Here is a 24,898-nt window from a genome sequence, read left to right on the forward strand (position 1 = left end):
GGTACCTCCGGTTCGTCAGATCCATGCGTACTGGCGGTGGTGCTCGCGCACGCCGGTCAGCGCGAGCAGTTCGGGGCGGTCCACGGCCCGGCTGAGCAGGGCCTCGTAGCGGCCGGGGTCGACGTCGCGGTGCGATGCGGGGCGCAGGCACGCGGTGTTCTCCGCGAGCAGCGCCGTGTACTCCGCGAAGTCGAGGTCGGCGCGGGCCCGCAACCGGGCCCCGATGCGCGCCTCGCCGACGGCGGCGGCCGACTCCGGCCCGACGACGCCGCTGAAGAACTCCGAGGAGCAGCCGGAACCGTAGGAGAACAGCCCCACGCGGGCGGGCCCGTCGAGCTCGGCGTGGTCCAGCGCACTGGCCAGCGCCAGGTAGAGGGAGCCGGAGAAGAGGTTGCCGGTCTGGCCGGGGTGGACCAGCGACGGGGCGACCCGGCGTTCGAAGTCCTCGGCCACGGCGTCGGCGGGGCTGCGGTACAGCTCGCGCATGAGCCGGCGGTGTGCGGCCCTGACCATGCCGGAGAACGGGGTGTGCAGGGCGAGCAGGTCGAAGGTCGTGGCGAAGTCGGCGCCCTCCACGCGGGAGCGGTAGTCGGCGAAGCTGCGCGAGAAGCACTCCAGATAGGCCATGAGCGATCGGTCGGCGTCCGCGATGTCGAGGTCGGGCCGGGGCCGCGCGGAGTCCAGGGTCTCGAAGCTGTGCACGCCGAACGCCCCCAGGTCGGCGGTGAGGACGCGGGGACGGTCGCCGACGAGCAGCGCTACGGCTCCGGTGCCGGTGACCGGCTCGGCGTACTGGGCGCGCTCGTCGGCCAGGGACATGTCGGTGGAGACGATGAGCACCTTCGCGCCGGGCGAGAGCCCGGCGGCCAGGTAGGCGACGGCGAGCTGCAGCGCGGCGGTGGCCGCGTAGCAGGCCTGCTTCATCTCCACCAGCCGGCAGGTCGGCGGCAGGCCGAGGTGTTGGTGCACGTAGGAGGCGATGGACTTGCTGTAGTCGATGCCGGACTCGCTGCTGGTGACGAGGAGTTCGATCCTGTCGCGGTCGGCGGGGGCCAGCCGGTCCAGCAGCGGGCGGGCGGCGTTGACGGCGTGCGTGACGGGGTCCTCGAAGGGCAGCGCCACCGAGCGCCGGTCGGAGGCGACGTTGTCGAAGCGGCGCGCATCGAGGCTCCGGCCGTCGAACACCGCGCGGGCGCTGACGGCGGCGCTGCCCGCGTACACGTCCAGGGCTTCGATGCCGTACCCGGCCGGGGTGCTGCCGCTCATCGGGCCTCCCCGGCGGCGCCGAGGTCCGCGAGGAAGGCCGCCAGCGCCTCCGTCACCCCGTCGGGGTCGGTGACGGTCGGGAAGTGCCCGGCCAGCGGCAGTTCGTGGTAACGGGCGTCGGGGATGGCGCCGTGCATCAGGTGCGAGGTCTTGCGCGGTACGACGGCGTCGACGCCGCCGGCCACGACGAGGGTGGGCACGGCGATGTCGCCGAGCCGTCCCAGCAGATCGGGTTGTTGGGCGAAGACGTCGAGGTAGCGCAGCCCGATGTGCGGGGCCATGCTCTCGCAGCGCAGCAGCCGTTCGGTGTACCGGGCCCGGTGCCGGGCCACGTCCTCGGCGCCGGCCGCGACGATCCGGTCCAGGTCCTCGGCGACGAGGTCCTCCAGGCGGTTCACCTCGCCCGTACGGTTGGCGTACTTGTACGAGCTGCACACCAGCGCCAGCGACGCGGCGCGTTCGGGATGGGCGAGGACGAAGCTCTGTGCGAGGAGTCCGCCGAAGGAGGTGCCCATGACGTGCACCGGGCCGGTCACGCCCAGCCGGTCCAGGACGTCGCGGTACAGGTCGGCCATCCCGGGCAGCGAGATGTCGTCCGCGCCGGTGGTGGCGCCGACGCCGGGGTGGTGGACGACCAGCACCCGGTAGCGGTCCGACAGGCCCGCGACCTGGTCGGCGAAGACGCCGCCGCCGAGGTTGAAGGGCGGCAGCATCAGCACGACCGGGCCGCTGCCGCAGTCGAACACCTCCACCGCGCCGCCGGCCATCGGCAGCAGGTGCCGCCGCGTCCCGGGAGCCCGCTCCCGCAGCAGGTCGTGGTTGGCCGACACGGGGGCGGCCGGCGCGGGCTGTTCCTCGAAGGCCTCGCGGATGTCGGCGGGCAGCGCGTCCGCCGGGTGGTAGGAGCGCAGCGCGGCGGGGCCGGGGGCGCCGGGCACCTCGACGAGGTCCGGCACCGACGCCGGATCGGCGACGAGCTCCGCGAGCCGGTCGGCGGCCCGCTCCAGCGTCCCGCGGTCCATGCCCAGCGGTACGGCGAGCCGGATCAGGCCCCGCTCCGGCGGCGCGGAGCCGTCGCTGAGGCGCGCGCCCGGGCCGAGATGGGGGCCGCCGCGTACGCCGGTCGCCGCGTAGATCGCGGACAGGTAGGAGGCGACGGGGTGGCGCAGTGCGGCGCCGGCGGCGGCCTTGTCGACGTCGAGGAGCACGCAGTGCGCCGAAGGACCGGGCACCAGTGGCACACCGCCCAGCTCCAGGCGCTGCCGGAACGCGGCCACGTTCGCCACCCGTTCGGCCACCAGCCCCCTCGTGCGCTCCTGGTCCAGCAGGGCGGCGGACAGCAGTCGGCGCGCGGTCAGACCCGGTTCCCGGCCGCGTTCCAGCATCCGCTCCGTGAGCCGTTCGGCCAGCTGCTCGTCGCCGGTGGCGATCAGGCCTCCGCCGTCGACCGCGAAGTCCTTGGACAGGCTGAACGTCGCCGCCCGGGCGAGGCCCAGCATCTCCCCGGCCACCTCCCACGGGTCGCGGCCCGGCCGGCCCCGCTCCGTGCCGGCCACCAGTACCGCGTTGTCCAGCAGCCGGGTGGCGTCCAGCACCAGCGGCACACCACGGGCCCGCGTCCGCTCCGCGACGCCGCGCAGGTTCTCCAGGGACAGCGGGGCGCCGCCGTGGGCGTTGGCGGCGGTCTCCACCAGGACGAAGGAGACGTCCCCGGCGTGCCGTTCCAACGCGTCCTCCAGCGCCGCCAGATCGAGGTCCGCGGCGAAGGGGCCCTCGCCTGCCACGGGCAGCGCGACCGAGGGATCGAAGCCGTGCTCCACCAGGGCCGCCAGCCAGGTCGGGAAAGCCGAGCCGTGCAGGACCCGGCCGCGCGGTCCCGGCCAGGCCCGGCACAGCCGGTCCTCCGCCGTGCGCCCCGACGCCGCGAAGAACCGGTGGGCGAACGGCAGCCAGGACACGGCCGGCGGCTCCTCCCCGGTGACCCCGGCCGCGTCCGCGAGCTCGGCCAGGGCCCGGCCGCGCTCCCGCTGCCACGGGTCGGCACGGTCCGCCCAGGAGTCGGTGACGAGGTCCAGTTCGACGGCCATGTGCGGGAGCCGGACGGGATTGTGGCCGTGCGCCGACAGTTGGGCCAGACGCGGGGCGCGGTCGGGAGCGGGGGCCTTCGGCTCGGGGGCGACGGCGGTCGCGGGCGTCTCTGTTTCCTTCGGCTCGCGGGCGGCGGTCGTGGGCGTCGCGAAGTCCTTCGGCTCGGGGGCGGCGGCGGTCGCGGGCGTCGCGGGGTCGGCGATCATCAGGATGACGTCGCTGACCTCGCTGGCGGCCTCTCCCTCGGGCTGCACCAGGTACAGGGTCTGGTTGGCGGGCCGGAACTTGTTCTTGAACTGGTAGTTGCCCCCGCCGAAGACGCCGGCGTCACGGAGTTCCGCCAGGGCGCGTACGGCGGTCTCGGACGCGTTCGGGGACGTCCCCATCTCGCCGCCGAAACTGGCGCCGAAGCTGAAGACCTCGCAGCCCTCCTCCCGCAGTCGCTCCAGGATCCGCACGAGCGCGAACTCCAGGCCGCCGAGCGGCATGCGGTCCGGGTAGAACTCGACGTCGAGGAGATAGCCGTTCTCGGACGGGATCCGGGTGATCACGACAGCGTTCACCAGCACGTCGTCGAGGCTGGTCAGAAAGAGCCGGTGACGCTCGTCGAGTCTGCCGCCGGCCAGCTCCTCACGCACCCGCCGGACGTACGGGTTGACCATCTGCTTGGTCGCCGCCCAGCCGTCCACCAGGGCGGCCAGCTCCGCGTCCACGCCCGGGTCGTCGCCGCTGCGGTACTCGGCCGTACGGCACGCGCCGGCCTTCTCGAACCGCTTGACCATGTAGCGCAGCCGGCTCATCCGCCCGCCGGACAGCGTGAAGGATCCCAGGTCCTCGATGCGCTGGAGCGCGCCGAAGGGCGTCGCGGTGACCGGGGCGCCGCCCACCTCCTCCAGCCGGACCAGGGACAGGAGGTTGGGCCGCAGGCCGGTGCTGCGGGCGTGGTCGAAGTACTCGGCGGACAGCTCGGCGAAGTGGTCCTCGGGGCCGGTGTAGTTCCACACGAGCATGGCCCGGTCTCCCTTCGACAGTGCGAAGAAGCCGCGGCGTTCGGCGCCGACGAAGAGGTACGGGGCGATGTCACGGCCGCCGAGCCCGCTCTCCCTGCCGTGCTTCTGCTCCAACTCGGCTATGACCGGGCCCAGTTCCGGGTCTGCGGCGGCCTCGGCACGGGTGAGCGTGCCGGCCCGGCCGGCGGGGCCCGGGGTGGGAGCGGGAGCGGGGACCGGGGTGCGTTCCCGGGCCGGGGGCCGTACCCGCGCGACGACCTCCTCGCCATGCGTCCGGCAGAGGGCGTCGGTGAGCCGGTCCAGCGTGGGCCGCTCGAACAGCAGGGCCTTGGGCAGGGCGCCGAGGCCGGTCTCCAGCGCGCTGACGCCGCGGAGCATGTCGAAGGAGGTGAAACCGTTGTCCTCGAAGGTGGCCGTCGGGTCGAGCGGACGGCCGAGGACCTGCTCCAGGATCCGGCGCAGTGCGTCCCGGGCGTCGTCGCGGCCGGCCGGCGTCTCCGCGTTCGGCGTCTCCACGGCCGGCGTCTCCGCGTTCGGCGCCTGCTCGTGCGGTGTCGGGTCGTTCGGCGCCTGCTCGTGCGGCATCTCTTCGTGCGGTGTCGGGTCGTTCGGTGTCCGGTCGTTCGGTGTCCGGTCGTTCGGTGTCCGGTCGTTCGGTGTCCGGTCGTGCGGTGTCCGGTCGTGCGCGAGGGTCGTCGGCGGGATCTCGCGTGGCGCCGGCCGGGGCGTGCCGGTCCCGGCGGACGTCAGCACATGGGCCGCGAGTGCCGCGACGGAGTCGTGCTCGTAGAGGTCGGCGCCCTGCAGGTCGAGGCCGTGCAGGTCGTTCAGGGCGCGGGCCACGTCCATGCGGAAGATGGAGTCCAGGCCCAGGTCCGCGAAGGGGGTGTCGTCCGCGAGGTCGGCGGCGGGCAGGCCGAGGACTTCGGCGACCAGGCCCCGTACGGTGGCGCGGATCTCCGGCTCGGAGGGCCCGGAGCCGCCGGGCGTCCGCGCGGCCGGGGTTGTGGGGGCCGCCTCGTCCGCCACGGGCTCGCCGGGACCTGGTGGGGTCCACCGGGCGGGGGCGGTTTCTCCGGGAGCGTTCGGCTCGGCCGGTGCGGTCGTGCCGAGGGGCTGCAGCCGTACCCGGGGGCGAGGCGGGGAGGCCGGGATCGGGTCCGCCTCCGGGTGAGCGGTCGTGGCTGGCTGGTCGGTGTGCGACACGGGGGACTCCGTCTTCGCTGGCCTGGGTGCGGTCGGGGCGGTGAACCAGTGGCGGCGCGGTCGGAACTCGGCCCTCGGCACCTCGTGGGCACGCGCGGCGGCCGGGTGCGCGCCGTCGGGCGGTGTCCAGGCCTCCAGGACGACATGGGCGTTGGCGCCGCCGAACCCGAACGAGCTGACCCCGGCCCGCCAGGACGGTCGCCCGTGTTCGTCCTTCGCCCCCTCCCAAGGGGTGGCCGTGGTGCCGATGCGGAACGGGGTGCCGTCCAGCCGGAGGTAGGGGTTCGCCTCCCGCAGGTGCAGATGTGCGGGCAGCGTGCGGTGCCGCATGGCCAGCAGCACCTTGAGCAGCCCGGCGATCCCGGCCGCCGCCTCCAGGTGGCCGATGTTGGTCTTCACCGAGCCGAGGGTGATGTGCGGCTCGGTGGGTACGGGCTCGCCCGTGTCGCCGTACAGCCGGGCGAAGGCGTCCTTGAGGCCCTCGGCCTCGATCGGGTCGCCGAGCCGGGTGCCCGTGCCGTGGGTCTCGATGTAGGTGACGGTGGCCGGGGAGACGCCGGCGACCCGGTGGGCGCGGACGACGACGTCGGCCTGGGCGCGCGGGTTGGGCGCGGTCAGCGAGGGCGACCGGCCGCAGTGGTTGACGGCGCTGCCCCGGACGACGGCGAGGATACGGTCGCCGTCGGCCTCGGCCCGTTCCAGCGGCTTCAGCAGGACCGCGCCGACCCCCTCCCCGCGGACGTACCCGTCGGCGTCCTTGTCGAAGGTGCGGCAGCGTCCGGCGGGGCTGAGCATGCCGGACCGGTCGAACACCCGGAACAGACCGGGGCTCAGCGCCAGGCTGACGCCGCCCGCGATCGCGGTGTCGCACTCGCCGTCGGCCAGGGCGCCGACCGCACGGTGCAGGGCCACCAGGGAACTGGAACAGGCCGTGTCGACGGTCTCGCTGGGTCCGCGCAGGTCGAGCAGGTGGGAGACGCGGTTGGCGACCAGGGAGCGGGCGACTCCGGTCGCCATGTGGGCCTCGGTCTCCGCGCCGGACCGGGCGATCAGCTCGCCGTAGTCCGAGGTGGCCATGCCCACGAACACGCCGGTCGAGGTGCCCGCGCGGTCCTGCGGCCGGTATCCGGCGTCCTCGAAGGCGCGCCAGACCGTCTCCAGGAACAGCCGGTGCTGGGGGTCCATCAGCCGGGCCTCGGCCGGGGAGATCCGGAAGAACGCGGCGTCGAAGTCGGCCACGTCCGCGAGGAACCCGCCGCGCAGGCCGGCCGTGGCCGGGTCCGCCAGCAGGTCGGTGCGGTCCGGGGGCACCGGACCGACCAGGTCGTCGCCGGCGCTCAGGCGGCGCCAGAAGGCGTCCAGGTCCGGCGAACCGGGAAGCCGCCCCGCCATGCCGATCACGGCCACGTCCCGGCGACGGCGCACGGGGGCCGCGGACGTCGACGACGCCAAGGGCGTCGGGGCGACGGCGTTCCCCTCGTCCTGAGACTTCGCGGGCACGGATGCGGGCACGGAGGCGGGCGGGGGCGGGGTCGCGGGCGCTGCCGTAGCCGTCGTCGGCGGTGGCGGTGGCGGTGGCGGCAGGTGTGCGGCGTGCGCCTGCGCCGGGCGCTCCCCGACCGCCCGGTGTGCGGCACCGACCTCCGCCGGGTGCTCCCGGCTCAGACAAGCGGCCACGTCGTCCAGCGTGGGGTGTTCGAACAGGACCGTCGGCAGCAGTTCGAGTCCGTAGTGGTCGTTGACGCGGACGATCAGCTCGCTCAGCGAGATGGAGTCGAAGCCGAGGTCCATCAGCTCGACGGAGGTGTCCACCTCGCCCGGGTCGACCATCAGGAACTCGGCGGTGAAGACGCGCAGTTGACGACGGACCGCGGCGCTCAGGGCGTCGGCGTCCGGGTGCCGCGCGCCGGTCGTGGTGTCCGTACGTGCCTCCTCTTCGCCATCGGCGGACGGCGCGGGCGGGACCGTCGTCGGCGGGGCCGGGGACGCGGCCCGTTCCACCGGCAGCCACCGCGTGTCGGTTCCGGTCAGGGCCGCGCGAAAGACCGCGAGGCCGGTGTCGGTGCGCAGCGGCGCCATCGACCAGCGCTGGGCGAACAGCCGGCGGGTGGCGTCGTCGACGTCCATGCCGCCGTCCTCCCACAGGGGCCAGCCGATGGCCACGGTGCGGCCCGAGCGCTCGCCGCGTTCGCGCAGCCGCTCCCGGCCCTCGGCGAAGTCCAGCTGGAAGGCGTTGGCGTAGGCGTAGTCGGTCTGCCCCAGGTTGCCCGTCTCCCCCACCAGCGAGGCGCACAGGACGTAGAAGTCGAGGTCCTCGTCGCGTGTGGCGTGGTCCAGCAGTACCGTGCCGGCCACCTTGGGACCGAACACCTCGGCCGCCTCCCCGGCCGTCTTGAGCACGGCGCGGGCGTCGCGGTGCACGCCGGCCGCGTGCACGATGCCGTTCAGGGCGCCGTAGCGGGTGCGGACGTCGGCGATCAGGCCGTCGACGTCCGCCGCGGAGCCGAGGTCGGTCTGCCGGTACCAGACGGTGCTGCCGCCGCGCCACAGCTGTGCGGTGCGCCGTTCGATGTCCTCGTCGAGCGGCGACCGCCCGGCGAGGACCAGGTTGACGGGCTCGGCGTCGGCGAGGAACCCGCCGAGGATCCGGCCGAGGGCGCCCGCGCCGCCGGTGACGAGGTAGGTGCCGCCGGGGCGGACCGGCAGCGGCGCGTCCGGTGTCCACTCCGGTGCGGACCGCTCGGCCAGCAGCCGGAGGCGGCGTCGGCCGTCGCGGTCGTGGCGGAGTTCGGTGACGCCGTGGCCGGGGCGCTCCAGTTCGTCGGCGACGACGGCCGCGATCCGGGCCGCGGTGGCTCCTTCGCCCGCCGCGTCCACGTACGTCTCGAAGCCGATGGTCACCGCGGTGCAGCCGCTGTGCTCCAGCGCGAGCGACTTGAGCAGAGCCCCGGTCGCGGAGAACTGCGGCTGCCGTCGGGCGGGCCCGTGCGTCACGGCCGTGCGCAGCCGCACCCGCCGGTCGCGGGCGAGCAGAGCCGCCGCCGTCCACAGGAGCAGGTGCGGTCCGGCGTCGAGGTCGTCGGCGACGGTGTCCGGCTCGGGCGGTCCGGCGGCCGGCGGGCAGGCCAGGACGAGCGCGTCGGGCAGCCGGTCGCGTTCGGCGAGCCCGTCCACGAACCGGCGCAGGTCCTCGGGGGTGGCGGGCACGGCGCCGTCCGTGCCGGGCGCGCCCGCGCCCATCTGGAGGCAGTCGGCGCCCCTGCGGGCGAACTCGTCGGCCAGGGCGCGGCGCACCGGTGAGTCCGGCCCGAGCAGCAGGACCCGGCGCGGGGGATCGGCGGCCGTGGACGGGTCCAGGGGGCGCGGCTCCATGGTGGGGGCGAGGCGGTACAGGGTGCTGGAGTCGCTTTCCCGGGTGGGGAGTTGCGCGGCGGGGGCGCCCATGGTCGGGTCCGCCACCCCGGTCTCCAGCCAGTGCCGCGTCCGTTCGAAGGGATACGTCGGATACGGCACGCGCGGGACGGCGCGCCCCTCCCACAGAGCGGCCCAGTCGACGTCGTCGCCGACGGACCAGCGCCTGCCGAGCTGGGCGAGCGCCGACGCCGGGTCCGTTCCGCGGGCGTCCCGCAGCAGGGCGGAGTCGGGACCGTGGCGCCGGCCGCCCTGGCCGGGGGCGGCCCTGCCGACGACGAGGCCGGGGATCGCGGCGCGGCCGGTGTCGGCGTAGGAGCGGAGCAGGACGGCGAGCCGCTCGGTGTCGGCGCAGACCACCGCGAGCCGTTCCGGGAAGTGGCGCCGGCCGGTCTGACTGGTCCGGGCGAGCGAGGCCGGCGCGGTCGCGGCGCCATCCGGGGTGGCGAGGTGGTCGGCGACCCGGCGGGCGTAGGCCCGCAGGCGTTCCGCGGACCGCGCCGACAGCAGGAAGACCTGCGGTCCGAAGGTCTGCGGAGCGGACTCGTCCGGCCCGGTGTACTCCTCCAGGATCAGATGGGTGTTGGCGCCGCCCGCGCCGAAGGAGCTGACGCCGGCCCGGCGGGGGCCGCCGTCGGGCCGGGCGGGCCACTCGGTGAGCGCCCGGACCGGTTCCAGTGCCGTCGAGTCGAAGTCGATCCTGGGGTTGAGCCGGTCGAGGTTGGCGCAGGGCGCGAGCCGGCGGTGCCGCAGCTGCAGCAGCAGTTTGGTCAGTCCGGCGATGCCCGCCGCGCCTTCGAGGTGCCCGATGTTGGACTTGACGGAGCCCACCGCGCAGGGGTGCGTCCGGCCTGCTCCGCCGAGCGCCTTGCCGAGGGCCGCGATCTCGATCGGGTCGCCCAGTGCGGTGCCGGTGCCGTGGCACTCGACGTACGACACGGTCTCGGGCGGCACGCAGGAGTTCTCCAGGACGCGGCGGACCAGGGCGGCCTGCGCGTTGGGGTTGGGCACGGTGTACCCGCCGGTCTTTCCGCCGGCGTTCATGGCACCGCCCTTGATCACCGCCCAGATCCGGTCCCCGTCGGCAACCGCGCGGTCGAGCGGTTTGAGCAGCACGGCGCCGACGCCCTCGCCGGGCACGAACCCGTCGGCGTCGGCGTCGAACACCTTGCACCGGCCGTCGGCGGACAGCATGTTGAGGGCGCTCAGCGACACATGGTGGGCCGGGTGCAGGATCAGGCTCACGCCGCCGGCCACGGCGGTACGGCACTCGCCGCGCCGCAGGCTCTCGCAGGCCAGGTGGACGGCGGTGAGCGAGGACGAGCAGGCGCTGTCCACGGAGATGCTGGGGCCCTGGAAGTCGAAGAAGTACGACACCCGGTTGGCGACCGACCAGTGCGCCGAGTGCGCGCCGGACAGCCGGCCCTGCGGCCAGCCGGTGGCCGCGAGCTGCCCGTAGGTGCCGTACATGACGCCGACGAAGACGCCGGTGTCCGGCTCGTGGGTCTGCGGGCCGAGATGGCCGTTCTCCTCCAGCAGGTTCCACGCGGTCTCCAGGAACAGCCGCTCCTGCGGGTCGATGTGCGCGGCGTCGCGGCCCAGGATGCCGAAGAACGCGGGGTCGAACCGGTCGATGCCGTCCAGGAAGGCTCCCCAACGGCTGTACGTGCGCTGGGGTGTGCCGCGGCGGGCGTCGAACGTCGGCCGCCAGTCCCAGCGTTCGGCCGGCACCTCGGTGAACGTCGCGGCGCCGGAGGCGAGGTTGCGCCAGAAGGCGTCCAGGTCGGGCGCGCCCGGGTAGCGGCCGCTGACCCCGATGACGGCGATGTCGCGGGAGGCGGCCGGCTCCGTCGGCGGAGACACGGGATCAGGGCGCGGCGTCACAGCGGACGTCATCCCGGCGGAGGGTCCCACGGCGGACGGCCCGGACGGCCCCACGGCGGACGGCATCCCGGCGGACGGCGCCTCCACGGCCGGAGTTCCGGCGGCCGGGCTCTCGGCGGGCGGCGTCCCCGGACGAGCGGGCGGCGGGTCGAGCAACGCCGCTACGGCGGGACCGTGTTCCTCGGCGAAGTGGTCCGCCAGCTGCGCGATCGTCAGCTTCTCGAACAGCAGTGTCGCGGGCAGCTCCCCGAAGTCCTCCTCGAAACGGTTGATGATGCGCAGGCTGACCAGCGAGTCGACCCCGTAGTTCTCGAAGGTGACCTCGTCCGCGAGCGCGCCGGGATCGAACTTCAGCACCTCGGCGAAGACCTCGCGCACATACGCGCGCACCCGGGCGCCGTCGGGTGCGGCGGCCGCCGGGAGCGGCCCCGGGGCCGTCCCGGCCACGAACACGCACTGGTCCAGGCGCTCGACGGGAGTGCCCGGCGCGCCCAGCGTCCGCACCGGCCCGAAGCCGCTCTCGGTCAGCGCCCGGCGCCACTGGTCCGGTCCCAGCAGGGGCGCGTGCGGCAGCCTGCGCTCGGCATCCCGGAACGCCCACCAGCCGGGCGTCAGCCCGAAGGTGAGGGTGAGGAAGTCGGAGGCCCGGGTGACCTCGTTGACCAGCACACTGCCCCCGGGCGCCACCAGCTCGCGCACATGGGCCAGGGTCCGCCCGACGTCGGCCGTGGCGTGCAGCACGTTGGTGGCGAGGACCAGGTCGAATCCGTGCGGGGTGAAGTGCTGCGCTCCGGAAGGGCGCTCGATGTCGAGGACGCGGAAGGACAGATAAGGACGGCCCGGCCCGAACTCCCGCTCGCCGTGCGCCAGGAAGGCGGGCGAGACGTCCGTGTAGGTGTACGACACCGGCGGGACGCCCTCGGCGTCGCGCAGGGCCTCGTCGAGGGCGTCGAGGACGAACGTCGTACCCGCACCCGTTCCCGCGCCGATCTCCAGGATCCGCAGCGGCCGCGCGGGGCCGTCGGCCGGCATGTGGCGCTTCAGGGCGGCCACTGCTTCGGCTGCCATGAGCCGGTGGTGGTGGTCGGACACCGGCTGTCCCCGGTACACGGATTCGACCAGTTCCACGGATCCGCCCGGGAAGAGCACGTCCGTGGGCGGACGGGTGCCGTCGAGCACCTCGGGCAGGGCTTCGACACAGCGTTGCAGCAAGGTGACGTGCGGGTGCATGGCCGGATGGCGGGCGACGAGTTCCTGCGCGGAGACGCCGTCGTGTCCGGTCCTTCGCAGCAGGTCCGCCACGGCCTGGAGCAGCCGCTCACCGGCGCTTCCCTCGGCATGCCGGCCCGTCCACCGCGCCAGCGCGGCGTCGGGAGCGCCGTCCGTGCCGGGCAGCCGTGCGCGCAGCAGGCCCGCGGCGAGCCGCTCCAGCTCGGCGAATCCGGCGCGGGACCGCGCCAGGGGGTCGGCGGAGTCGGCCGGTTCGGCGCCGAGGAGGGCGAGTCCGCGGGGGACGCCCTTCACGACCACCGCCTGGGCGAGCCCGGCCCCGAGCACGCCGGTGAGGGCGCCGATGCCCTCGGCGGGCTCCAGCGACCCGATGCCCAGCTCGGCGAACCGCTCGACGCGGTGCTCCTCGGCGACCGCGCCGACACTGCCCCAGAAGCCCCAGTTGACGACGACGGCGGGGAAGGACCGCTCCCGCAGGTGTCCGGCGAAGGCGTCCTCGAACGTGCTGGCCGCCGCGTAGTTGGCCTGTCCCGGTGCGTCGGCGAAGGAGATCGCCGAGGAGAAGCAGACCAGGAGGCCGGGCGGCTCGTCCTCGAGCGCGGCGGCCAGCGCCACCAGCCCGTTCGTCTTCACCGCCAGGACGTTCAGGAAGGCGTCCTCGTCCATGGTCGCGAGCGTGCGGTCACGCAGCACCAGCGCACTGTGGAAGACGCAGTCGACGCGGCCCACCCGGTCGCGTGCCTCGGCGACGATCCGCCGGGCGTCGGCCGGATCGGCGACATCGCCGCGCACGTAGACGGCCTGCCCGCCCAGCGCGTCGAGTTCGGCCAGCCGCGTGCGCACGGCGTCGTCCAGCGGACGGCGGCCGACCAGCACCAGACGCGCCCGGTGGGCTCGGGCCAGGTGGCGGGCGAGCGCCGTGCCGACACCCCCGGTGCCGCCGATCACGACGTACGCGCCGCCCTCGCGGAACGCGAAGCCCGTGGCGGCCGCCTGCGGCGCCGGCGCCGGCGCCAGCGTGCGCACCAGCCGACGGGCGCCGCGCAGGACGACGAGGGGTTCCGTGCAGGGTTCGGCCGCCAGCCGGTTCGCCGACTCCGCCGGCGCGGACGGCTGCGCAGGCAGGTCGACGCAGCCCGCACGCCACTTGGGGTACTCGGCGGCGGCCGACCGGGTCAGCCCGATCAGACCGGCGCTGTGCGGCTGTGCGGGCCCCCGCTCGTCGTCGGCGACCGCGCCGCACAGGGCCACCTTCAAGGTGAGCCGCCGACTGCCGGCGCCTCGGGCGAGCAGCGTCCTCAGCAACCGGTACAGGCCCAGCGTGGCCGCGTCGGGGGCCTGTGCGGACACGGGCTCGGCGGGATCGTGCAGGGCGAGCCAGTAGACCGTGTCGGGCACACCGTCGGGCGCCTCGAAGGGCGCGGGGCCGTCGGCGGCCGGAAGGGCGATCGTGGTCACCGTCTCCCCGGCGCCCGCCAGGGCCTCGGCGAGGGGCCGCGCGGCGGAGGTGTGGAACACCCAGGTCGTCCGCCCGTCCGGGAGCGTCGCCCGGTCCACCGGGCCGGCGTCTCTCAGCCGCGGGACGAGGACTTCGGTCTTCGGCACCTCGGACGCCGGAGCTCGCTCGTCGTCCGTTGCCCGCAAGGGCCGCAGCGCCAGCCCCACGAAGGACGCGCACACGCGGCCCCCGGGGTCCGTCACCCGTACGGTGAACGTGGCGCCGTCCCGTGTCGCGTGGGCGAAGCCGCGCCCCGGCAGCGGGGCCCGCACCTCCAGCGCCCGCAACGCGAAGGGGACGAGCGGGGCGCCGCCGGAGTCGGGGGTCAGCGTGGTGAGCGTCTGCAGGGCCGCGTCCAGCACGGCCGGATCGAGCGGCCACGACGCCTCCTCGCCCACCGGCGTGTCCGGGGCGCGCAGCACTCCGAGCGCCTCGTCGACGCCGGCCCACACCCCCTCCAGCGCCTGGTAGGCGGGCCCGTAGGCGAGGCCTCCGGCGGCGAAGGCGGCGTACAGGTCGTCCCCCGGACGCCAGGAGGGACAGCGGTCGCGCACCTCCTCGACGGCGAGGGAGTCCTCCGTCCCGCCGTCGTCGGTGAAGGCCTGTACGCGGCCCCGGGTGCACGGCGCCCGCTCTGCGCCGTCGGCCGTGAGTTCGAAGGTCAACCCGGCCGCCGGGTGCTCCTTCGTCGTGACCCGGACGTCACGGGCGACGGCCACCTCGACCGGGCGCAGCCACTGCACCTGCGAGACGCGGACGGCTCCGGTGATCCCGTGCCGGGCGGCGGCGCGTACGGCGAGCGACAGCCCGGCGACTCCCGGCAGGACGGCGCGGCCGCCCAGCCGGTGATCGGCCACGACGCGGTCGCGCGGGTCGAGGGCCTGGGTCAGCGTGCCGTGACCCGCGGGCGGAGGCGGCGAGCCGTGACCCGCGGGCGGAGACGGCGTGCCGGCGTCCGGTCGGACGCCGGACACCCAGTGCCGGTCCGCGGCGAAGGGATAGGCGGGCAGCGGCACCCGGCGGGCACTGCCGGGCGGGTGGAGGGCCGTCCAGTCGACGGCCGCGCCGTGCGCGTACGACTCGGCCAGGCTCCGGAGCTCTGACTCGCCGGTCGCCGGTGTGTGCGCGTACGGCGCCTCGCGGTGTGCGGAGGCGCGCAGTGCCCGGACGAGCTCGGCGCGGTCCCGTACGACGAACGCGGCGCGCAGCGGGAAGTGGGTGCGGCCGACGCTCAGGGTGAGGGCGACGTCTGCGAGGGCGGGCGCCGTCGCGTCCTCGGTGTCGAGGGCGTCGGCGAGCCGGGTGAGGACCTGTCCCAGGGCGTCCTGGGTGCGTGCCGAGACGGGGATCAGAAGGGCCCGGCCGGTCTCGGCGGGGGCGGACTTCCGGGCCGGGGCCTCGGCGATGACGGCGTGCGCGTTGGTGCCGCTGAACCCGAAGCTGCTGAGCGTGGCGATCCGGGCGCCCGCGGGACCGGGTCGCCAGGCGTCGGTGCGGGCGAGTACGCGGAAGGGACCCCGGGAGAGGTCGATCTCGGGGTTGCTCTCGGTGAAGTGCGGGGTGGCCGGGAGCCGGCGGTGCCGCAGCGCCAGGAGGATCTTCAGCAGCCCGGCGATGCCGGCCGCCATGGTGGTGTGGCCGATGTTGGCCTTCACCGAACCGAGCACGGCCGGTTCCGCGGGGACGTCGCCGTCGGTGCGGAACGCGTCCTGGAGTGCTTTCACCTCGATCGGGTCGCCGAGCGGGGTGCCGGTGCCGTGCGCCTCGACGAGCCCGACGTCCGCGCCGGTGATGCCGGCCGCGCGGTGTACGCGGCGCAGCAGTTCGCTCTGGGCGGCGGCGCTGGGCGCGGTCATGCCGTTGGTGCGGCCGTCGCCGTTGACGCCGGTGGCCTTGATCACGCCGTGGATGTGGTCACCGTCCGCCAACGCCTGGGCCAGCGGCTTCAGTACGACGACGCCGACGCCCTCGCCGAGCACGATGCCGTCGGCGCGCGCGTCGAAGGGGGCGCTGGTGCCGGTCGGGGACAGCATTCCGGCGTTGCTGCACCGGATGTGCAGGCGCGGGGTGAGCATCAGGGCGACGCCGCCCGCGAGGGCCGTGCGGCACTCTCCGCGGCGCAGGCTCTCGCAGGCCAGGTGCACGGCGGTGAGCGAGGAGGAGCAGGCGGTGTCGACGGCCAGGGTGGGGCCGGTCAGGTCGAGGAAGTAGGAGATGCGCGCGGCCAGCACGGACGGCGAGGAGCCGAGGAAGGCGTGCCCGGTGTCGGCCTGTCCGGCCGCCGCCAGGAGGTCCTGGTAGTCGCCGGCGCCGCAGCCCACGAACACCCCGCAGTCGCGGGTGCCGCGCTCGTTCGGCCGGTCGGTGCCGCCCGCGCCGTGACCGGCGTCCTCCAGCGCCTTCCATGCCTCCTGGAGGAAGAGCCGCTGCTGCGGGTCCATGGCCTCCGCCTCCAGCGGCGAGAGCCGGAAGAATCCCGGGTCGAACTCGTCCACCCCGCGGATCAGCGCGGCCCACTTGCTGTCGGTGCGGTCGGCGACGGACCGGTCCGGGTCGTACCAGCGGCGGACGTCCCAGCGCTCCGGCGGCACCTCGGCGATCTCACTGCGTCCGGCCTCCAAGTTGCGCCAGAAGGCGTCGAGGTCGTCGGCGCCGGGGAAGCGACCGGACATGCCGATCACCGCGATGTCGGCGGAGGCGGCGGAGGCGACTTCCGGTTCGCCCGGCGAACCGGCCGGATCGGGATCGGGATCGAGGTCGGGGCTCTGCTCCTCTTCGCCGTGTGCGGTCTTCGGCGCGGCCGGGGCGCGGCGCGGCACCGGCCGCAGGGTCACCGTGCCGGCCGGGGCGTGGGGCCCGGAGTCGCCGGCCGGGGCCGGGGGGCGGGAGGCCGGCTTGCTCGCCGGGGCGGGCACAGGGGCGGGTTCCGGCGCGGGGGCCGCAGCGGGAGCGGTGCGCGGGGCGCCGGAGTCGCCGAACGCTCCGGGGCTCGCCTCGGCGGCGCCACGCGCGCCGGCGCCGGCGGAAGCGTCCGTGCCCGCGGTGACGGTGTCCCGGCGGGGGCCGACGTCGGCCGGCGCGCCCCTGTCGGGGACGTGCGGGGCGAGGGCCGCCCGGTGCAGGGCCGCGGTCCGGTGGCGGGCCGTCATGAGGGCGGCGGCCATCGCGGGCACGGTCGGGTGGTCGTAGACCGCGACGGCCTCCAGACCGGCGCCGTGCCGCTCGTTGAGGCCACGGACGACCTCGACGGCGCCGATCGAGTCCAGCCCCATCTCGGCGAAGGTGCGCTCGTCGTCGATCTCCTCCGGCCGCAGGTAGAGCACCTGGGCCAGCGAAGCGACGACGTCCGCCCGCACCTGCGCCTCGGAGGGCCCTTCTTCGGCTTCCCGTACCGGCGTCGCCCTGGGCGGGAGCGCGGGCTCGGGCTCCTTCTCCGTGGTGCTCCCGGTCCCCCGGAACGCCTCCACCCGGGCGAAGTGGCCCCTGACCCGGTCGCGGGCCTCGGCGCCGAGCACCTCCTCGTGCATCCGGACCTCGCGCCCGACCACCTCGTCCAGCCGGGCCAGGACCCGACCGGCCAGCTCCTGCTTGAGACGGCGTACGGCGCCCTGCGGGCGGGTCGCGAGCGCGCGGGCGCGGTCCAGCGCGGCCGGCAGCACCTCGTGGCCCGGCAGGACCGTCACCATGGCGCCGTGGCGCTGCAGTTCGGCACCGGTCAGTGACCTGCCCGTGAGCATCATCTCGTCCGCGAGCGCCGAGCCGAACCGGCGTTCCAGGACATAGGTCGCCCCCATGCCGGGGGTGAAGCCGTAGGCGACGAAGTTGGCGCTGAAGACGCTCTCCTCGGCGAGCAGCACCACGTCGGCGTACAGCCCGAAGGCGAGTCCGCCGCCGGAGGCGTGCCCGTCGATCGCGGCGATCACGGGCCGGTCGCAGCGCAGCAGTCCCTCGTACACGAACGCCTGGTCGGTGAAGCGCCCGTCGCCCTCGGCCAGCGACTCCAGGGCCTCGGCCGTGCCGCCCATGCTGAACACGCCGTCGGAGCCCGTGACGATCACGGCCTTGACGTCGGTGCGCGCGGCGACCGTGTCGAAGGCCGCGCGCAGGTCGTGCAGCAACCGCTCGGTGAACATGGGCGAGTGCATGCGGATCAGACCGATCCCGCCGTCCAGGACGACGAGTTCGGCGCCCTCGTCGCGGGCGAGGGCCGTGAGGACGGGCGCGGCGGCGGATGTGCCCGGGACCGGAGCCGGGACCGAGGCCGGGGCCGGGACCCGAACCGAGGCCGAGGCCGGGACCGGAGCCGGGACCGGGGCGGGGCCCGAGACCGGGACCGAGGCCGTTACCGAGGCCGGTTCGCCGACGCCGAGGACGACTGGGGCGGGGGCGGCACCGGGGACGCGGGCGGGGGCGGCGACGGGTTCGGCTTGCCGGTCCGTGGCCGTCCTCGCGGCCCATCCGCCGGGCCAGCAGCGCTCCTCGCGGAAGGGGTAGCCCGGCAGCGGGACACGGCGGGGACGTGTGCCGTCGCCCGTGCCCGGCTCGGGTCCGTCGGCGTCGTCGGTCTCGCCCGTGACCCAGCGGCGCGCCCGGTCCTCCAAGTCTCCGGTGGCCCTCGCCGCACGGGCGGGCAGGGCCTCGGTCGACGCGGTCCCCCGGTACTCGCGGGGTCCCGGTTCGGCGCCCTTCACCAGGCGCTCCAGCGCCGCCCGCAGCTCCGGGAGGCTGTCGGCGACGACCGCGAACCGGGCCTGCATCGCGGTGCGGCCCGACCGCAGCGTGTGGGCGAGGTCGTCGAGTCTCGGCAGCCCGTGGCCGCCCCTGCGGGCCGCCGCCGCGGCCAGACCGGCCCAGGTCCCGGCGGCCTCGTCCAGCGTGGTCCCGGAGTGCACCTCCGCCGCGAACTCCTCGGCCGCGGGCGTCTGTTCGGGCTCCGAGTGCGCGGCCAGGTCGTGGGCCAGGGCGAGGAGGGCGGCGGGATCCATGCCGAGGTCCTCGAAGGTCTCGCCGCCGCCGAGGGACGTCTCGGGCACCGCGAGACGCCGGGCGACGAGGGACCGCATCAGCGCGGGCACACCCGTGACGGCGCCGCAGGGCCGACCTTCCTCCGGCGTCAGAAGGGCGAGCAGGGCCGACGCCCGCTCCCGCAGGGCCTCGTCGTCCTTGGCGGACAGCACGAACAGCCGGGATCCGCGCGGCGCGGGCCGGGCCGGGACCTCCGGCGCCTCCTCCAGCACCAGATGGGCGTTGGAGCCGCCCGCGCCGAACGAACTGAGCCCGGCCAGGCGGCGGCCGCCGGACGGACGCGGCCAGGGCGCGGCACTGCGCTGCACCGCCAGCCGGCCGTCCCCGAAGTCGAGGTGCCGGTTGAGGGTGTCGGCGTGCAGCGAGGGCGCCAGGGCGGCGTGCCGGAACTGCAGGAGCACCTTGGTGAGCCCGGCGATGCCGGCCGCGCTCTCCAGATGACCGATGTTGGTCTTCACCGACCCGATGGCCACCTGCTCGGGGCCGGGTGTGAAGGCGGCCAACGCCGTGCGCAGTCCCTCCAGTTCGATCGGATCGCCGAGCGAGGTGCCGGTGCCGTGGGCCTCGACGTAGCCGAGGGCGCGCACGTCGGCGCCGGACTCGCGGACCGCGTCGGCGATGAGCGCGGCCTGCGCTGTGGGGCTGGGCACGGTGAAACCGCTGGTGCGGCCGCTGTGGTTGAGGCGGGCGGAACGGATGACGCCGTGGACGTGGTCGCCGTCGGCGAGGGCCCGGTCCAGGGGCTTGAGGAGTACCGCGCCGACCCCCTCTCCGGGCACGTACCCGGTGCCGCCCTCGCCGAAGGCGCGGCACCGGCCGTCGCGTGACAGCCAGCGTCCCCGGGCGAGTTGGAGGTACTTCTGCGGGTGCGGCATGACGTTGACGCCGCCGGCCAGCGCGAAGGTGCTCTCGCCCCGGCGCAGGCTCTCCACCGCGAGCTGCACCGCCGTCAGCGACGAGGAGCAGGCGGTGTCGACGGCGATGCTGGGGCCGTGGAAGTCGAAGGTGTAGGAGACGCGGTTGGCGACGGAGGAGTGGAGGGCCACGGGGGCGGTCTCGTCGTCGGGGTCCGACACGAACTGGAAGTGGTTCCACATGACGCCGGCGAAGACGCCGACCTGTTCGGCGGTGAGGGACCCCGGCGGATACCCGGCGTCCTCCAGCGTCTGCCAGGCGATGGTCAGGAACAGCCGTTCCTGGGGGTCCATGCGCTCGGCCTCCCGGCGGGAGATGCCGAAGAACAGCGGGTCGAAGCGGTCCATGCCGGCCAGGAAGCCGCCCCAGCGGCCGTAGGTGCGGCCGGGCCGGCCGGGCTCGGGGTCGAAGAGCGCTTCGTGGTCCCAGCGGTCGGGCGGCACCTCGGTGACGCAGTCCCGGCCGGCGGCCAGGTTGGTCCAGAAGGCGTCCAGGTCGGCGGCCCCGGGGTAGCGCCCGGCGACGCCGACGATCGCGATGGGTTCGGGGCTCGTACGGGCGCGCCGCCCGACCGCTGCGGCCGCAGCCGCGGCTTCGGCTTCGGCTTCGGCTTCGGCTTCGGCTTCGGCTTCGGCTTCGGCTTCGGCTTCGGCGGTCGCATGGTCCGCCACGGGAGCGAACAGTCCCGTCGTCAGCGGTCCGGCCACGCTCCCCTCGGTGTGCACGGCCACCAGCCGGGCCGGGGCGTCCGGCCGCGCCAGGCAGCGGTCCAGCAGGTCCAGCGCGGCCCGGGTGGGCAGGGGCCGCATTCCGGACTCGGCGGAGCGGGCGAGTGCGGCGGCGTCGGCGCGCATGCCGCCCTCGGCCCAGTAGGGCCAGGCGAGGGACAGGGTGCGTCCGGTGCGGGCGGGGTCGGCGGCGCGGTGGCCGGCGAAGGCGTCGAGGAAGGCGTTGGCGTAGCCGTACGCGCACTGGCCGGTGTTGGGGAGCACCCCGGACAACGAGGAGAACAGCACGAACAGGGCCGGGTCGCTGGGGGCGGTGGCCCGGTCGAGGTGCAGGGTGCCGGCCAGCTTCGGGGCCAGCACGGCGCGCGTCCCGGCCGGGTCACGGCGGAAGTGCAGGGCGTCGTCGGTGCGGCCGGCGCAGTGCAGGACCGCGTCGATGCGGCCGTACAGCTCGTGGCACCGGGCGGCGACGGCCTCGGCGTCCTGGCGGAGGGAGATGTCCGCCTGCACGTAGTGCGCCTCGCCGCCCCGTGCGGCACAACGGTCGAGGAGGGCGGTGACCGCGGCGTCGGGCGGCCGGGTCCCGCACAGCACCAGGCGGGCCTCGCGGGCGCCGGCGAGGTGCTCGGCGAGGAGCGAGCCGATTCCGCCCGCTCCGCCGGTGACCAGGCAGACGGCGCCCCGGGGCAGAGCGGGCGAGTCGGGGCCGTCGAGGGTGTGGGGGGCGAGGCGGCGCACGTGGCGCTCGCCGTCGCGGTGCCTGCTCTCGCTGTCCTCGCCGCCGTCGGCCGCCTCCGACAGCAGGACGCCGGCGAGTTCGGCGGCGTCCGGCGCGCCGACGACGAGCGTGCTGCGGCAGCGCAGGGCCGGGTTCTCCGCGGTGATGCCGCGCGCCAGGGCGCCGACCGCGCTGTGCTGCGGGGCCGCGTCCTCGTGCTCGGCGCGGTACAGGAAGCGGAGCTCGCGGGGGACGTCGGCGGGTCGGCCGGCCAGTGCGCCGGCGAGCGCCCAGACGACGTCGTAGCCGTCGGCGGCGTCGGCGGAGGGGCCGGGCGCGGGCGCGGGGCAGACGGCCAGGACCGTCGGTATGGCGCCCTCGGCGGCGAGTTCGTCCAGCAGGCGGGCGAAGTCGGCGCGGCTGCCGGTGGGCAGGTGCCAGGTGTCGGGCCCGGTCCGTTCGTAGGCGAAGGCCGGCAGGACGTGCACCGTGCGCCGTCCCGGGGCCGCGCGGCGGCGCAGCGCGTCGGGCAGCGCGGGGTCGCCGGTGACGACGAGCAGGTCGCCCGGCGCTTGCGGGGCGCCGGTCGCGGCCCGGCGGACCCAGCGGGGGGTGTAGAGGCGGGGCCGGGGGTCCGACGCGGGCGGTGTCGCCGGCGGGGCCGCCGACCGCGCCGGCGGATCGCCGGCGGCGGCTGCCGGAGAGCCCGGCTCCGCTGGCGCCGGGTCGCCGGACGGCAGCGTGATCGTGTGCCGCTGGGCCAGGTGGCGGGCGACGGAGGCGACGTCCGGGTGCTCGAAGAGCAGCGTCGGGTAGAGGCGGCCTTCCACGACCCCCTCCAGTTCGGCGCTCAGGGAGAGCAACGCGACCGAGTCGAGGCCGAGTTCGTAGAAGCCCCGGCGGGGGTCGACGGCGTCCGGGGCCCGGCCCAGCAGGCCGCCGATCAGGGTGCGGATGTGCGCGACGAGCCGTTGCTCGGTGTCGCCGTCGGCCGTGCCCGCGGTAGCCGGTCCGTGGTCGGCGAGGAGGGCCGCCCGGGTCGGCTCCTCCGGCGCGGCCGGGGTGTCCAGCAGCCGAGTGATGAGTCCGGCGTGTCGTACCCGTTTGCAGCTGAGCTTGGTGAACTTGGCGACGAAGCGGCCCTGTTCGTCGTGGATCAGGCAGTCGTTGTGCATCAGGTCGCCGGAGGCGGCGACGGTCTCCGGCGTGGGCACGTGCACCCAGCAGGGGCCGGTCACCGCGCGCGGGGCGCGGAACTCGGCGATGTGGACGGGGATGAACGGGTCGGGGCCGGGCGGGGTGCGGTGGCCGAAGGCGACGAGGGTGGCGGCGTCGAGCTTCGCCGGGTGCACGTGGAAGGCGCTCTCCTGGTCCCGGGAGCCGGGGTCCAGTTCCAGGCGGGCCAGCAGACCGCCCGTGTCGAGGCGGTGGAGCCGGCCGAAGCCCATCATGGGCGGCCCGTGCTCGATGTCCTCGGCCCGGGCCTGCCGGTACAGCTCGTCCATGTCCCGGGCCGGCTCGGCGCGGGTGAGCAGGGCGCGCGGGTCGATGGGAGGAGGCGGGGGTTCGTCGGTGAACTCCAGGCGGGCCGAGAAGTGCGGCCGCCACCGGACGCCCCCGGGCGCCGCCGCCGGGTCCGTGCCGGGCGCCGTGACCGCGCCGGCCGCCTCGACGGGGCGGGCGCCGGTGGCGTCGGGGGCGCCGATCGTGATGCGGACGGTGAGGTCGCGTCCCGGCGCGGTGGCGATGGGCTCGGCGAAGAGCACGTCCCGCAGCACCGCGCGCTCGACGTCCAGCTCCTGCGCGCGCAGGATCCGGTACACGATGTCGAGGAAGGTCGCGCCCGGCATCACCGACACCTGGTGGATGCGGTGGTTCTGCATGATGAAGTCGTCGTGCGGCAGCGAGAGGTGACACTCGATCGGGTCGTTCACGGCGTGGCTTCCCCCTCGTGTCCGAGCCGGCGGACGGCGTCTTCGCGCAGCCGGGTCCGGTCCGTCTTCCCATGGGCGTTCAGCGGTGCGTCGGGCAGCCACCACAGGTGGCGGGGCAGCATGTAGGGCGGCAGACGGTCGGCCAGCAGTTCGGCCAGCCGTGCGGTGTCGGGTTCGGTGCCGCCGATCAGACAGGCGACGAGACGGGCGCCGCCGGGCGCGTCGAGGGCGAACGCGACGGCCTCGGCGCCGGAGGCGTCGCGCAGGGCGGCCTCCACCTCCCCGATCTCCACCCGATAGCCGTTGATCTTCACCTGGGCGTCCTTGCGGCCGAGGTGGACCCAGCCGTGCGCGGTGGCGCGCACCTGGTCCCCGGTGCGGTACCAGCGCCGACCGCCGTGGTGCAGGAACCGGCCCGCGTCCTGCTCCGGGTCGAGGTAGCCGCGGAACATCTGGGGCCCGGTCATGACGAGTTCGCCGGCGCCGTCGCAGGGTGAGCCGTCCGGGGCGAGGAGCATCGCCTCCATGCCGGCGTTCGGCTCGCCGATGGGCACGGTGGCGCCGTACCCCGGATCGGACAGGTCCTGGTCCGGACGCCAGCGGAACGCGGTGCAGGCGATGGTCAGTTCGGTGGGGCCGTAGATGTTGTCGAGGACGCCGTCGGGCGCGGCGCGCTGCCAGTAGCGTGCGGTGTCCACCAGCAGGGGCTCGCCGGCGAACACGGACTGGCGCAGGCCGGTGAGGCTGCCGGGAGCGAGCCGGTCGGCGCGTTGCAGGCCGCGCGCGAGGCTGGGGGTGCTGTGCCAGACGGTCAGCGCGTACCGGCGGACCCAGCGTGCCGGGTCCAGGGCCTGCAGACGGGACAGCACGCACACACAGGCGCCACCGGCCCAGGCCGGGAAGATGTCGCACATCGCCAGGTCGAAGGTGGTCTCGTGGACCTGGCTGAACCGGTCCTCGGGGCGCACGGCGTAGCGGGAGAGCGAGGCGGCCAGGAACGCCGACACGTTGCCGTGGCTGACCGGGACTCCCTTGGGGGCGCCGGTGGAGCCGGAGGTGAACAGGATGTAGGCGATGTCGTCGGGCGCCCCGGCGGGTGGCTGCCAGGCGCTCGCGCCGCCGGGCTCGGACAGTTCGCCCGCCGTCAGGACGCGGGCGCCGCCGACGGAGCTGGGCAGTTTCGCGGGCAGGGCCGCACGGTCCGTGCTCGGAGCCAGGACGACGTGGACGGGCGCGGACTGCAGGAGCCGCGCCACCTGGCCGACGGCGTGCGGGGCCGCGATGACGGCGCCGCAGCCCGCGGCCCGCAGCACGGCGGCGTTGCGGGCCACCGGGTTCTCCGGGTTCAGCGGCACGGCGGGGGCGCCCGCGTAGAGGGCTGCGAGCAGGCCGATGTACGCCTCGGAGGTCTTGGAGGCGAGCACGGCGACGGGAGCGGCGGGTTCACCGGCCGTACCGACGGCGGCGGCCCAGGTGCGGGCGGCGGCGTCCACCTCGGTGTAGGTCCAGCTGCGGTCGAGGATGCGCAGGGCAGGGCCGTCGGGGTTGCGGGCGAGGCCGTCGGCGAACCACTCGTGCAGCATCCGGGCGGCGCCCGGCCGGGCGCCCGGCTCGCGGGCCGTCACCGGTTCGCCAGACAGCCGCTGACCACACGCCACAGGTCGGCCGGGGTGGCGAAGCTGGCCGGGACGAGGGCTCCGTCGGGGAACTCGATGCCGTAGGCGTCCTCCAGGCGGGCGGAGAGGCCGACCATGCCGAGGGAGTCCAGACCGTGCGCGGGCAGCGGGAGGTCGGCGCGCAGCGGGGCGGTCGGGGGGTAGTCGGTGAGTGCGGCCCTGACCAGCTTCTCGTAGGTCTCGTCCCAGTTCGTCGCCACGGTGCGCCTCGTCCTTCTCGTCGTCGCCGGGATGGTGCCGGTATGCCGGGTGAGCCGTGTCGGAGTGCACGCGCTCGGAGGGTTCCGGGGAACGTCGCGGAATGAGCGT

4 protein-coding genes are annotated in these 24,898 nt (G+C 75.5%); all 4 read right to left on the reverse strand.

Features of this window, described 5'->3' with window-relative positions:
- Positions 1–15: 15 nt before the first annotated feature.
- Genes Sri02f_RS19180 through Sri02f_RS41265 form a run of 4 tightly spaced genes read right to left on the reverse strand, consistent with a single transcriptional unit; the run spans position 16 to position 24,789 of the window.
- A complete protein-coding gene (locus tag Sri02f_RS19180) occupies positions 16–1,266 on the reverse strand; it encodes a hydroxymethylglutaryl-CoA synthase family protein (RefSeq protein ID WP_109002541.1) in 1,251 nt (416 codons plus the stop codon).
- Positions 1,263–22,913: an SDR family NAD(P)-dependent oxidoreductase gene (locus Sri02f_RS19185; protein ID WP_109002542.1), complete on the reverse strand. Its 21,651-nt coding sequence runs from the start codon at positions 22,911–22,913 to the stop codon at positions 1,263–1,265. Before Sri02f_RS19185 ends, Sri02f_RS19180 begins: the two co-directional genes overlap by 4 nt.
- Entirely contained in the window at positions 22,910–24,538 is a 1,629-nt protein-coding gene (locus Sri02f_RS19190; protein ID WP_109002543.1) for an AMP-binding protein, read from the reverse strand. Before Sri02f_RS19190 ends, Sri02f_RS19185 begins: the two co-directional genes overlap by 4 nt.
- The gene (locus Sri02f_RS41265) at positions 24,535–24,789 is read right to left on the reverse strand and encodes an acyl carrier protein (RefSeq protein ID WP_159106744.1); all 255 of its coding nucleotides are present in this window, start codon (positions 24,787–24,789) and stop codon (positions 24,535–24,537) included. The genes Sri02f_RS19190 and Sri02f_RS41265 overlap by 4 nt, the downstream gene beginning before the upstream one ends.
- Positions 24,790–24,898: the final 109 nt, after the last annotated feature.

The organism is Streptomyces rishiriensis, from assembly GCF_003112535.1.
Classification (GTDB): Bacteria; Actinomycetota; Actinomycetes; order Streptomycetales; family Streptomycetaceae; genus Streptomyces; species Streptomyces rishiriensis.

Excerpts from the sequence above, each read along its gene's own strand:
- Sri02f_RS19180 (WP_109002541.1), bottom strand. The coding sequence starts at position 1,266 with ATGAGCGGCAGCACCCCGGCCGGGTACGGCATCGAAGCCCTGGACGTG.